This is a genomic window from Amycolatopsis sp. lyj-23 (genome assembly GCF_046549135.1).
In the GTDB taxonomy this organism is placed as follows: Bacteria; Actinomycetota; Actinomycetes; order Mycobacteriales; family Pseudonocardiaceae; genus Amycolatopsis.
In genome coordinates this window covers 571,677-583,549 of record NZ_JAJPWN010000004.1, presented here as the reverse complement: position 1 = coordinate 583,549, position 11,873 = coordinate 571,677, and the positions used below count along the sequence as shown (strand labels likewise).

Genomic DNA, 11,873 nt, shown 5'->3' with positions numbered 1-11,873 from the left:
AATCGGTACACAAAGGACGGTGAGCAAACGCCGCAGGTTCATCGTCGAACTGCCCTTCGCTTCGGTGGGGACTTCCTCAGGCTTCGGTGTGGCCCAGCAGCGGCCGCGGCACGAACCGGGCCGCGGGGTCGAGCAGCGTGCCGAGTTCGAGCACGACGAGTTCGTTGGCGCCGGCCCGGACCACCGGGCGCGGCACGTACAACGTCCGTTGCGGGCCGCGCCGCCAGTACCGGCCGAGCGCGAACCCGTTCAGCCACGCGACGCCCTTGCCCCACTCGCCGGTGTCGAGGAACAGGTCGGCGGGCTCGTCGACATCGATGTCGGCGCGCAGCAGCACCGGCCCGGCCACCGCACCCGCCACCGGCTCCGGCTGCACGGGCCGCAGCGACGGCAGCGCGGCCAGGTCGAACGGCAGCACGTCCCAGCCGGCCAGCGGCTCGCCGTGCAGCGCCGCCCCGCCGATGATGCCCTTCGCCTCGCCGATGCGCGGGCCGTAGTCGACGCGGCCCTGGTCCTCGACCAGCACCAGCAGCTCGCCGGTCGCCCGCGGCAGCGGGAGCGCGCGCTCGTGGTGGTCCCGGCTGAGCGTGCCGACGAGGTCGCCGTCGAAGAACACCGTGGCGCGGTCGCGGACCTCGCCGAAGGTCAGCACGCCGGGTCGCTCGCCCTCGATCCTCGTGCGCAGCAGTGCGAGCTGCGGCATCGGCGTCAGGTCGTCGAACGCGGGCAGCTCCTCGTGGAACTCCCAGGTGCCCCAGCGCTCCGGGGCGTCGAGCAGCCGGACGGGGTCGCCGAGCACGCCGGACGGCGTCGGCGCGGGCCGCGCCGGCGGCGGGACCGTGTCGGGCACCTTGTGGTAGCGGGCGATCACGTCGCGGAAGGCGTGGTACTTCGGCGTCGGGTCACCCGCTTCGTCCAGCGGCGCGTCGTAGTCGTAGGAGGTGATCAGCGGCTGGTAGACGCCCTTGTCGTTGGCGCCGTTGGTGAGGCCGAAGTTGGTGCCGCCGTGGAACATGTAGAGGTTGACCGACGCGCCCGCGGCGAGCAGCGCGTCGAGTTCCGCCGCCGAATCCGCGGCCGGCGTCGTGTGGTGGTGGGCGCCCCAGTGGTCGAACCAGCCGTTCCAGAACTCACTGCACATCAGCGGGCCGGTCGGCTGGTGCGCGCGCAGGACGGCCAGCCGCTCCTCGGCACCGGAACCGAACGACGCCGTGCGGTGGAGCCCGTCGAGGCTGCCCGCTTCCAGCATTTCCGGCGTCGGCTGGTCCACTGTGGTCAGCGGCACGGTGACACCGGATTCGCGCGTGTGCTCGGCGAGCGCTTTCAGGTAGCGCTTGTCGTCGCCGAAGGCGCCGTACTCGTTCTCGACCTGGACCAGCAGCACCGGCCCACCGCGGTCGACCTGGTGCGGGACGACGACCTCGTACACCTTCGTCAGGTAGTCGCGCACGGCGTCGAGGTACTTCGGCTCGTACGAACGCACCCCGACCGACGGGTCGCGGAACAGCCACGCCGGCAGGCCGCCGTTGTCCCACTCCGCGCAGATGTACGGGCCGGGCCGCACGATCGCGTACATCCCGGCCTCGGCCACCAGCCGCAGGAAGCGGTCGAGGTCGAGGCCGCCGGTCAGGTCGAACACGCCGGGCTCGGGGGCGTGGGCGTTCCACGCCACGTACGTCTCGATGGTGTTGAGCCCCATCCGCCGGGCCTTGTCGATCCGGTCGGCCCACAGGTCCGGGTGGACGCGGAAGTAGTGCAGGGCACCGGAGAGGATGCGGAACGGGCGGCCGTCGAGCAGGAAGTCGCGCTCCCCGATGGCGAACTCAGGCATGCGGGCCCGCCTGCGGGGTCAGCTGCAGCACGGTCCAGGACAGCGGTGGCAGTGTCACGGTGATGGTGGTCCCCCCGGGATCGGACGTCGCGGCGGCGCCGGGTAGCGGCACCGGCCGGACCGGTTGTGCATCGGCGGTGTTCACGGTGTGGCGGGTCTCGCCGTCCGGTGTGGCCAGGGTTTCGGCGGCGTAGACGCCGAACCGCGCGCCGCGCAGGCGGAGCCGGACCTCGGTCGCCGACGCCGTCGCGCGGTTGGTCAGGAACACCGCCCCGCGCCCGGACTCCCCGACCGTCGCGGCGACGTTGACGAGGTCGACCTCGCCGTGCTGCGCGGTCCGCAGCCGGTCGCCTTCGACGGTCAGGCGCAGGCTCGCCCCGCGGGCCAGCGCGGCGACCCGCTGGAACGGGTGGAACGTCGTCTGCCGCCACGCCGGGCCGCCGGGTTCGGTGCGGATCGGCGCGATGACGTTCACCAGCTGGGCCTGGTTGGCCATGGTGACGCGGTCGACGTTGCGCAGCAGGGAACTCAGCAGCGAACCGACGACGACCGCGTCGGTCACGGTGTAGGTGTCCTCGATGATCCGCGGGTGCTGCCGCCAGCCGCCCTCGGCGAGTTTCGCCTGGTCGACCTCGTTCCAGCGGCGCAGGTTCCAGACGTTCCACTCGTCGACGCTGATCCCGATCTTCTTGTCGAGGCCGAGCTCGGCCAGCGTTTCGTCGATGACACCCGCGGTCGTGCGGATGTAGCGGTCCAGCGCGGCCGCGCTGGCCAGGTAGCTGTCGGTGTCGCCGTGCAGCTCCTGGTAGTAGGCGTGCAGCGAGATGTGGTCGGCCAGCTCGGCGGTGTGGCGCAGCACCGTCCGCTCCCACTCGCCGAACGTCGGCATGTCCGCGTGCGAGCTGCCCGCGACGACGAGTTCGAGGTCCGGGTCGATCATCCGCATCAGCCGGGCGGTCTCGGCGGCCAGGCGGCCGTACTCCTCGGCCGTCTTGTGGCCGATCTGCCACGGGCCGTCCATCTCGTTGCCCAGGCACCACAGCTTGAAGCCGAACGGGCGGTCGGCGCCGTTGGCGCGGCGCCGCTCGCTCAGTTCGGTGCCGCCGGCGTGGTTGCAGTACTCGAGGACGTCGGCGGCCTCCTGGACGCCGCGGGTGCCGAGGTTGACGGCGTACATCACCTCGGCACCCGCGGCTTCGGCCCACGCGGCGAATTCGTGCAGGCCGAAGCGGTTGGGTTCCACGCTGTGCCACGCCGGATCCAGCCGGACGGGCCGCTCGGGCCCGACACCGTCTTCCCAGCGGTAGCCGGAGACGAAGTTCCCGCCGGGATAGCGGAGCACGGTCGGGCCGAGTTCCCGGACCAGCTCGAGGACGTCGCCGCGGAACCCGCGTTCGTCCGCAGTGGCGTGGCCCGGCTCGTACAGCCCGGTGTAGACGGAACGGCCCATGTGCTCGACGAACGAGCCGAAGAGGCGACGCGGGACGGGGCCGATCACCTGGGCAGGGTCGCCGACGTCGCCTTCGATGTGGACGGTCATCCGGCGCTGACCGTGAAGCCCTGCTGGTTGCCGTAGTCCACGATGGCCTGCTGCCAGGCCGCCAGCCCGGCGTCGAGGCCGGTGCCGTTGAGGTAGGCCTTGCCCGCGGTGTCGCTGAAGACGCTGTTGGCGTAGGTCTGGTACGGCAGGTAGGTCCAGCCCGGCGCGACGTCCTTCGATGCCTGGGTCAGCACCTGGTTGATCTTCTGGCCGCCGAAGTAGGGCACGGTCTGGTCGACGAACGCGGGTGAGGTCAGGTCCGCGGTGGTGGACGGGAAGCCGCCGCTCTTGATGAACGGCTGCACACCGCCGGCGTGGTTGAGCCAGCGCACGAACCCCGCGGCGAGCGCCGGGTTCTTGCTCTGCTTGACCACGGACTGGGCGCTGCCGCCGTTCTCCGAAGTCACCGGCTTGCCGTCGTAGGTCGGCATCGGCGCGACGGCCCACTTGCCGGCGGCACCGGGCACCGAGGAGATGAAGTTGCCCGGCATCCAGGCGCCGCTGACCAGAGAGGAGATGGTGCCGTCACCGAGGGCGCGGAACCAGTCGTCGGACCACTCCTTGACCGGGGCGAGCTGCTTGCCCTGGATCAGCTGGTCCCACAGCGCGGTCCACTTCTTGGTGCCCGCGTCGGCGAGGTCGACCTTCACGTTCCGGCCGTCGACGGTGAACGGGCGCCCGCCCGCCTGCCAGATCATGCTCAGCACGAAGCCGGGGTCACCGGTGTCGGAGGTGATGTACTTGGTCGGGTCGGCGGCGTGCAGCTTCTTGGCCGCGGCGATGTACTCGTCCCAGGTCTTCGGGACGGCGATGCCGTTCTTGTCGAAGACTTCCTTGTTGTAGAACAGCGCCATCGGGCCGGAGTCCTGCGGGAGGCCGTAGAGCCCGTTGCCGTTCTTCACCTGCGCCCACGTCGAGGCGCTGTAGTCCTTTTCGAACGAGCCGAACCCGAACTGGTTCAGGTCGGCCAGCGAATCGGTCAGCGCGAACTGCGGGAGGGCGTAGTACTCGATCTGGGCGACGTCGGGGGCACCCGAGCCGGCCTTGATCGCGTTCTGCAGCTTGGTGTACTCGTCCTTGTTGGTGCCCGCGTTGACGTAGTTGACCTTGACGTTCGGGTATTCCTTCTCGAACGCGGCCACCTGGTCCTTCGCCGACGGCGTCCAGCTCCAGTAGGTGAGCTCGCCGCCCGCCTTCAGCGCGGCGTCGACGGAGTCCTGCGTGCCGGTGGCGGCGGCGGGCGCGGACGACGAGCCGCCCCCGGACGAGCAGCCGGCCGCCAGTGCGGCGGCCAGCGCCAGGGCGGCGGCCGCCTTGGCGCGGTTGCGGATGCGTGACATCGGGTGTCCCTTCACGGCGGTGTGACGGCTGTTTGCTGATGACGCTGCTACTGCTTGACGCTTCCGGCGCTCAGCCCGGACTGCCAGAACCGTTGCATGAGCAGGAAAGCGACGACGAGGGGGATGATCGTGAGCAACGACCCGGTGAGGACCAGGTTGAAGATCGGCTGGGCGCCGGCGCCGTTGGCCTGGGCGCTCCACTGGTTGAGCCCGACGGTCAGCGGGTACCACTTCGGCTCGCTGAGCATGATCAGCGGCAGGAAGTAGTTGTTCCACGTCTGCACCATCGTGAACAGCGCGACCGTGATGATCCCGGGGACCAGCTGGCGCAGCGTCACGGTGAGGAAGATCCGGAGTTCGCCCGCGCCGTCGATCCGCGCCGCTTCCAGGAGCTCGTCCGGGATGGCGTCGGCGGCGTAGACCCAGACCAGGTACAGGCCGAACGGGCTGATCAGCGACGGGATGATGACCGACAGCGGCGTGTTCGTCAGCCCGAGCTTGCTGAACATCAGGAACGTCGGCACGGCCAGCGCGGTCGGCGGCACGGCGACGGCCCCGAGGACGACGGCGAACACCGCGCGGCGGCCGGGGAAGCGGTACTTGGCCAGCCCGTACCCCGCGGCCGTGGCGAGGATCGTCGCGCCGCCGGCCCCGACCACGACGTAGAGCAGGGTGTTCCCGAGCCAGCGGAAGAAGATCCCGCCGTTGTAGGTGAACGTCTGCCCGATGTTGTCGAAGAGCGCGAACGAGTCGCCGAAGGACAGCCCCGAGGTCGAGAACAGCGACGGCTGGGTCTTGGTCGCGTTGATCACCAGCCACACCAGCGGAACCAGGGTGTAGAGCAGGTAGAGCGCCATGAAGCCGGTCAGGACACGCGACTTGCGGGGTCTGGTCACCGAGAACTGCGTCCGGGGAAGAACGGCCACGTCAGATCTCCTTCCGGGAGCCGCGCAGCTGCACGACGTAGGCGATGACCGCGGTGATCACGCCCATCACGATCGCGACGGTGGCGGAGTAGTTGTACTGCTGCCCGTTGAAGGAAAGGTTGTAGGCGTACATGTTCGGCGTGTAGAAGGTGCCGATCGTGTTCGGCACCAGGTTGCGCATGATGTTCGGCTCGTTGAACAGCTGGAAGCTGCCGATGATCGAGAAGATCGTGGCGACGACGATGGCGCCCCGGATCGCGGGGAGCTTGACCGAGCGGATCGTGCGGAACGCGCCGGCGCCGTCGATCGCGGCCGCCTCGAACAGCTCCTTGGGAATCACCTTCAGCGCGGAGTAGAAGATGAGCATGTTGTAGCCGGCGAACTCCCACGTGACGATGTTGCCGATCGACGTGAGCAGCCAGCCCGGCGCCAGCGGCTGCACCGAGGTGCCCAGCAGGTGGTTCAGGTCGGCCGCGAGCCCGAAGTGGTCACCGTAGATGAAGCCCCACATCAGCGCGGCCACCACGGCGGGGACGGCGTACGGCAGGAAGATCACGATCCGGAAGAAGCCGGCGGCGTGCAGCCGGGCGCTGTCGATCGCCAGTGCCGCGATCAGCGCGAGCACGAGCATGATCGGCACCTGCACGGCGAGGAAGACCAGCACCCGCCGGAAGGCCTCCCAGAACTTCGGGTCGCCGAAGACCTGCACGTAGTTGTCGGCCCCGACGAAGACCGTGCCGCCGAAGAAGGCCTGGTCGCGGAAGAGGCTCAGCACGAACGCGTACCCGACGGGCGCGATGAAGGTCAGTGCGAACACCAGCATGAACGGCGCGACGAAGAGCCAGCCCCGCCAGTTCCGCCGCGACCGGCGGGCCGCGGGCGCCCGGCGCGACGGCACCGGGGCGGGCGGAGCCGCTGTGGACGTCATCGTCTCTCCGAGTGGTGGTGCGGCCGGGTCGGGGACCCGGGTGATGTTTACGTCAACATGGACGGCCGCAGAGTAACGTGTTGACGTAAACATGTCCAGAAAGCCGAGGAGTGACCGTGCCGCGCCAGACAGCGACGTCATCCGCACCCGGCCCCGCCCGGCGCCGAGGCCCGTCGATGGCGGACGTGGCCCGCGAGGCGGGCGTGTCGGGCCAGACGGTCTCCCGGGTGGCCAACGGGAAGACCAATGTGGACGACGCGACCCGCGAGCGGGTCCTCGCCGCGATGCGCCGGGTCGGCTACCGCCCCAACAGCGCGGCCCGCGCCCTGCGCAACGGCCAGTTCCGCAGCATCGGGGTGATCATTTCGGCGCTCCCGACGTTCGGCAACAGCCGCACGCTCGACGCCATCGCGGCGGCGGTCGTGACGGAGGGGTTCTCGATCATCCTGATGCCGGTGACGCGCCCGACGCAGGGCGAGGTGACGGGCGCGTTCAGCACGCTGAACGAGCAGGCCGTCGACGGCGTCATCATCCTCATCGAGCAGCACCAGCTCGACCAGAGCGAAATCGAGCTCCCGCACGGGCTCCCGGTGGTGGTGATCGACTCGAGCGCCCGCTACGACTACCCGGTGGTGGACAACGACCAGGCCGACGGAGCCGCCCGGGCGACGAGCCACCTGCTGTCACTGGGGCACTCGACGGTCTGGCACATCGCCGGTCCACCGCAGTCGTACTCGGCGGAGCGGCGCCGGAAGTCGTGGCAGGCCACTTTGGAGCGATCCGGGCGCGTGGTCCCGCCGGTGCTGGCCGGCGACTGGTCTCCGGAGTCGGGCTACCGGACGGGCCTGCAGCTGGCGGCCGACCCGACGGTGACGGCGGTGTTCGCGGCGAACGACCAGATGGCGTTGGGACTGCTGCGCGCGTTGCACGAGACGGGCCGCGCGGTGCCGTCGGAGGTCAGCGTGGTGGGCTTCGACGACATGGAGGAGTCGGCCCACTTCTGGCCCCCGCTGACGACGATCCGCCAGTCGTTCGAGGCGGTGGGCCGCCACGCGGTGGCGGCGTTGCTGACGGAAATCGAGACCGGCACTGAGGCCGGCGAACCAGTGTTGCTCCCAACGGAACTGGTGATCCGCTCCAGCACGGCGCCACCGCCTGCGTGACGAAAACTGTCGGTGCCCTCCGGTAGCGTGGAATTCGGGGGGCGCCCCCGCGGGCCCGGCTAGCTCCCGTGATCAGGCGCGCATCACCCGTGTCCGGAACGGCATCTCGCGTGATTGGACAGGCATCACATGTGTCTGAGCGGGCATCTCGCGTGATTGAGCGGGCATCAGCGCGATGCCCCTCCAGTCACGCGAGATGCCCCTCCAATCACGGGTGATGCCTCGCTGATCACGCGAGTTGCCTCTCCGGGTACGGGCAGAGCTGTCGGGTGCGTCAAAGAGGTCGTTTCAGGTGGGCGGGGCGGGGGAATTACCGGCCACCAACGCCGGGACCCTCGGTCCCGCGAACGTCGCAGTGGTGTGGACCATTCGGGCGCACCCCCACCGAAACGAGGCCTTCATGCTCGCCATTCTCGCCGCCGTGCTCTTCGGGCTCGCTCTGCTCATGGAGCTGGCCGGGTTCGGGCTGGGTCCGGTGATCACCACCGGGACGCTCACCACCGCCGGGCTGCTGTGCGTGGCCCTGCACCTGGCCGGGGTCGCCACCGACCGGTCGCGGTTCACCCGGCGGCGGCGCCGTCGCTGACCCGCCTCAGCACCTGCGCGAACACCTCCGGCGACTGGGCTCCCGCCACGCCGTACCGCTGATCTATCACGAAGAACGGCACGCCGGACGCGCCGAGCGCGCGGGCCTGCTCGCCGTCCGCCGCCACTTCCGCTTCGTAGGCGTCGGAATCGAGCACGGCCCGCGCCTCGGACGCGTCCAGTCCCGCTTCCGCGGCCAGCGACACCAGCGAATCGTGGTCGAACAGCGAACGGCGCTCGGTGAAGTGCGCCGCGTAGAACCTGTCCACGACAGCATCGGCCAGACCGCGGGAAGCCGCGAGGTGGACCAGGCGGTGGCCGTCGACGGTGTTGCCCATGTGGACGCCGTCGAGGTGGTACTCGAGGCCGTCGGCGGCCGCGCGCTGCTCCATCTCGGCTTCCATCGCGTCGGCTTCTTCCAGTGTCCGGCCGTACTTTTCGGCCAGCACCTCGCGCGTCGGCCGCGAAGTCCCGCGCGGGAACGACGGATCGAGCTGGAACGAGTGGTGCACCACCTCGACGTCCACGCCGGCTTCGGCCACCGCCTGCTCGAAGCGGCGTTTGCCGAGATAGCACCAGGGACAGACCAGATCGGACCAGATGTCTACGCGCACGAACCCACGCTAACCGAAGGGGCACCGCGCACTTCAAGGTAACCGGCGGCCACCTGCGGACCGCGGCACCCGGCTCCGCCACGACGCCGGCGGAGCTAGGGTGAGCCGGTGACCGTCTCGACCGACGACATCGTCCGGCACGCGGCCCGGCTGCTGCTGGCCGGGACGCGCCTCGACCTCGGCCGGATGGCGGCCGACCTCGGGATTTCGCGCACGACGTTCTTCCGGCGCGTCGGCAACCGCGACGACCTCATGGGCGCCGGGCTGCGGCTGCTCTCCGACCGGACCTGGCAGCGGGCGCTCGACGGCTGGCGTGCCCGGCACGGCGACGCGGTGCGCACGCCGGAGGGCCGGCTGCGCTCCCTCTGGGTCATGGAGGAGTACCGGCGCGAGGTCGCCGGCAGCGACGGCATGCGCAAGCTGATCGAGGCGGAGTCGAGCGTCGCCCTGCGCGTGCTGACCGACCCGCGCGGCGCCGTCCAGCCCGGGCTGGTCGACGCGCACGTCGAACTCTTCCGCGCCGACGCCGAAGCGGCCGGGCTGGCCCCGCTGGTCGGGCTGCCCGACCTGGCGTTCGCGGTGGTCCGGCTCGGCGAGTCCTTCCTCTATTCCGACGTACTGGCCGCCCGCTCGGTGGACCTGACCGTCGCGACGACGTTGATCGACACCCTCGTGCGCGGCGCCCTGGAGCCGGTGCCCGTTCACTGAGCGACCGCACAGTTCGTCAGTCCACTCCCCCATTCGGAGGATGTGGAACATTTCGCCAAGGTGTTTCATAGGCGACGGGAAAGCGGTTACCCCGCACCCCGCCCGCGGCACCCCTCTTCCGTTGCCGTGCACCAGTTCTGCCGATCCGCCCGTCTGTGTCCGGGCGAGCTTTCGCCTGCCCGGGGAAAGAGAGCGATCCATGTCCACACTCACCAGCCCGCCGACGTCGTCCGGCTCGGGTGAGAAAATTTCCCGCCGCCGCGGGTGGCGCGCCAAGGCCGCCGGCGTCGTGCTGGCCGCACTGGCGCTGACCACCGGCGTCGCCGCGCCGGCGCCCGCCGCCGCGAACCCCTACGAGCGGGGCCCCGACCCCACCACCGCCAGCATCGAAGCCACCGCCGGCTCCTTCGCGACGAGCACCGTGACGGTGTCACGCCTGGCCGTGTCCGGCTTCGGCGGCGGCACCATCTACTACCCGACGACCACGACCGCCGGCACGTTCGGCGCCATCTCGATCGCGCCCGGCTTCACCGCCACGCAGTCGAGCATCGCCTGGCTGGGCCCGCGCCTGGCGTCGCAGGGGTTCGTGGTGTTCACCATCGACACCCTGACCACCAGCGACCAGCCCGACAGCCGGGGCAGGCAGCTGCTGGCCTCGCTCGACTACCTGACCCAGCAGAGCTCGGTCCGCTCGCGCATCGACAGCACCCGGCTCGGCGTCGTCGGCCACTCGATGGGCGGCGGCGGCACCCTGGAAGCGGCGCGCTCGCGCCCGTCGCTGCAGGCCGCGGTGCCGCTGACCGGCTGGGACCTGACGAAGAACTGGTCGACGCTGCGCGTGCCGACCCTGGTCGTCGGGGCGCAGTCCGACACCGTCGCGCCGGTGGCGTCGCACTCGATCCCCTTCTACACGAGCCTGCCCACCACGTTGGACCGCGCGTACCTCGAGCTGCGCGGGGCGAGCCACTTCGCCCCGAACTCGCCGAACACGACGATCGCGAAGTACACGCTGTCCTGGCTCAAGCGCTTCATCGACAACGACGCCCGCTACGAACAGTTCCTGTGCCCGATCCCGAGCACGAGCCTGTCCATCTCGGACTACCGCGGTAACTGCCCGCACAACGGCTGACGCGAAACGGATCTCCGGGGCCGGTGCGGGTGACGACACCGCACCGGTCTTCCGGGCTCGAGCAGCGGTAGTCCACCAGCTGGAACACCGCGCGGGCGCGAGGCAGAATCGGCACCGTGCCACGACCACTGCGGAAGCTCGGCTTCCTGACCATCGGCCTGTTCGACGCGGCCGACCCACGCCGGGGTCACGAGTCGACGCTGGAGATCATCGAGCTGGGCGAACAGCTCGGGTTCGACAGCGCCTGGGTGCGCCACCGGCACCTGCAGTACGGCATCTCGTCGCCGGTCGCCGTGCTGGCCGCCGCGTCGCAGCGGACCAGCCGGATCGAGCTCGGCACCGCGGTCATCCCGCTCGGCTGGGAGAACCCGCTGCGGCTGGCCGAGGACCTCGCCACCGTCGACCTGCTCTCCGGCGGCCGGCTCAACCCGGGGATCAGCGTCGGCCCGCCGATGCGCTGGGACGAGGTCAAGCACGCCCTCTACCCGGACACCGCGGACGCCGAGGACTTCTCCTACGACCGCGTCCAGCGGCTCCTGGACTTCGTGCGCGGCGAGCCGGCCACCGGCTTCAGCGGCACCCAGGGGTTCGAGGTGTTCTCCGACCGCGTCCAGCCGCAGTCGCCCGGGCTCGGCGACCGCCTCTGGTACGGCGGCGCGAGCCTGCGCTCGGCGGAGTGGGCCGGGAAACACCGGATGAACTTCCTGACCAGCAGCGTGGTCAAGGCCGAAGGCGAGAGCACGGACTTCGCCGAGATCCAGCTTTCGCACATCCGGACGTTCCGCGAGCAGCACCCCACCGGCCGCATCTCGCAGGGCCTGGTCGTGATCCCCACCGACCGCGCGACACCGGAACAGCGGGCGAAGTACGCGGCCTACGCCGAGAAGCGGCTGCCCCGCACCGCGGAACCCCAGGGCCCCGCGCGGATGCTGTTCTCCCCCGACTTCGTCGGCACGTCCGCGGAAATCGCCGAGCGGCTGCACGCGCACCAGGCGTTCCGCGAGATCGACGAGGTGGCTTTCGCCCTGCCGTTCACCTTCGAACACGAAGACTACGTGCAGATCCTCACCGACATCGCGGAACGCCTGGGCCCGCTGCTGGGACGCTAG

At 70.4% G+C, this 11,873-nt stretch carries 11 protein-coding genes; 5 read left to right on the top strand and 6 right to left on the bottom strand.

Features of this window, described 5'->3' with window-relative positions; translation table 11 throughout:
- Nucleotides 1-76: 76 nt before the first annotated feature.
- From ACLJPY_RS12150 to ACLJPY_RS12130, 5 genes are all read right to left on the bottom strand, one after another.
- Entirely contained in the window at nucleotides 77-1,831 is a 1,755-nt protein-coding gene (locus tag ACLJPY_RS12150; RefSeq protein ID WP_410588143.1) for a glycoside hydrolase family 35 protein, read from the bottom strand.
- Entirely contained in the window at nucleotides 1,824-3,371 is a 1,548-nt protein-coding gene (locus tag ACLJPY_RS12145) for an alpha-N-arabinofuranosidase (protein ID WP_410588141.1), read from the bottom strand. The genes ACLJPY_RS12150 and ACLJPY_RS12145 overlap by 8 nt, the downstream gene beginning before the upstream one ends.
- Nucleotides 3,368-4,711, bottom strand: coding sequence for an ABC transporter substrate-binding protein (locus ACLJPY_RS12140; RefSeq protein ID WP_410588140.1), 1,344 nt, complete (start codon nucleotides 4,709-4,711; stop codon nucleotides 3,368-3,370). Before ACLJPY_RS12140 ends, ACLJPY_RS12145 begins: the two co-directional genes overlap by 4 nt.
- Nucleotides 4,712-4,758: 47 nt before the next feature.
- Nucleotides 4,759-5,568 carry a carbohydrate ABC transporter permease gene (locus ACLJPY_RS12135; protein ID WP_410588312.1) on the bottom strand — a complete coding sequence of 270 codons (810 nt, stop codon included), beginning with the start codon at nucleotides 5,566-5,568 and terminating at the stop codon, nucleotides 4,759-4,761.
- 70 nt (nucleotides 5,569-5,638) lie between these two features.
- Nucleotides 5,639-6,565 (bottom strand): carbohydrate ABC transporter permease, encoded by a 927-nt coding sequence (locus ACLJPY_RS12130; RefSeq protein WP_410588139.1) that lies wholly within the window; start codon nucleotides 6,563-6,565, stop codon nucleotides 5,639-5,641.
- A 110-nt stretch (nucleotides 6,566-6,675) separates the two neighbouring features.
- Here ACLJPY_RS12130 and ACLJPY_RS12125 point away from each other — a divergent pair, with 110 nt between their 5' ends.
- Both ACLJPY_RS12125 and ACLJPY_RS12120 read left to right on the top strand, forming a co-directional pair.
- Nucleotides 6,676-7,728, top strand: a complete 1,053-nt coding sequence (locus tag ACLJPY_RS12125; protein WP_410588138.1) for a LacI family DNA-binding transcriptional regulator — start codon at nucleotides 6,676-6,678, stop codon at nucleotides 7,726-7,728.
- A gap of 400 nt (nucleotides 7,729-8,128) precedes the next feature.
- Entirely contained in the window at nucleotides 8,129-8,314 is a 186-nt protein-coding gene (locus ACLJPY_RS12120) for a hypothetical protein (protein ID WP_013229246.1), read from the top strand.
- On the opposite strand, the gene ACLJPY_RS12115 is transcribed toward ACLJPY_RS12120, so the two are convergent.
- On the bottom strand, nucleotides 8,289-8,915 hold the full coding sequence (locus ACLJPY_RS12115; RefSeq protein WP_410588310.1) for a DsbA family oxidoreductase: 627 nt from the start codon (nucleotides 8,913-8,915) through the stop codon (nucleotides 8,289-8,291). The genes ACLJPY_RS12120 and ACLJPY_RS12115 overlap by 26 nt on opposite strands.
- Before the next feature lie 120 nt (nucleotides 8,916-9,035).
- Here ACLJPY_RS12115 and ACLJPY_RS12110 point away from each other — a divergent pair, with 120 nt between their 5' ends.
- From ACLJPY_RS12110 to ACLJPY_RS12100, 3 genes are all read left to right on the top strand, one after another.
- On the top strand, nucleotides 9,036-9,635 hold the full coding sequence (locus tag ACLJPY_RS12110) for a QsdR family transcriptional regulator (RefSeq protein ID WP_410588136.1): 600 nt from the start codon (nucleotides 9,036-9,038) through the stop codon (nucleotides 9,633-9,635).
- A gap of 199 nt (nucleotides 9,636-9,834) precedes the next feature.
- Nucleotides 9,835-10,764 (top strand): alpha/beta hydrolase family protein, encoded by a 930-nt coding sequence (locus ACLJPY_RS12105; RefSeq protein ID WP_410588134.1) that lies wholly within the window; start codon nucleotides 9,835-9,837, stop codon nucleotides 10,762-10,764.
- A 116-nt stretch (nucleotides 10,765-10,880) separates the two neighbouring features.
- Complete coding sequence (locus ACLJPY_RS12100) at nucleotides 10,881-11,873, top strand: LLM class flavin-dependent oxidoreductase (protein WP_410588133.1); 993 nt, start codon at nucleotides 10,881-10,883, stop codon at nucleotides 11,871-11,873.

Excerpts from the sequence above, each read along its gene's own strand:
- ACLJPY_RS12120 (WP_013229246.1), top strand. The coding sequence starts at position 8,129 with ATGCTCGCCATTCTCGCCGCCGTGCTCTTCGGGCTCGCTCTGCTCATG.
- ACLJPY_RS12140 (WP_410588140.1), bottom strand. The coding sequence starts at position 4,711 with ATGTCACGCATCCGCAACCGCGCCAAGGCGGCCGCCGCCCTGGCGCTG.
- ACLJPY_RS12135 (WP_410588312.1), bottom strand. The coding sequence starts at position 5,568 with ATGGCGCTCTACCTGCTCTACACCCTGGTTCCGCTGGTGTGGCTGGTG.
- ACLJPY_RS12145 (WP_410588141.1), bottom strand. The coding sequence starts at position 3,371 with ATGACCGTCCACATCGAAGGCGACGTCGGCGACCCTGCCCAGGTGATC.
- ACLJPY_RS12105 (WP_410588134.1), top strand. The coding sequence starts at position 9,835 with ATGTCCACACTCACCAGCCCGCCGACGTCGTCCGGCTCGGGTGAGAAA.
- ACLJPY_RS12130 (WP_410588139.1), bottom strand. The coding sequence starts at position 6,565 with ATGACGTCCACAGCGGCTCCGCCCGCCCCGGTGCCGTCGCGCCGGGCG.
- ACLJPY_RS12150 (WP_410588143.1), bottom strand. The coding sequence starts at position 1,831 with ATGCCTGAGTTCGCCATCGGGGAGCGCGACTTCCTGCTCGACGGCCGC.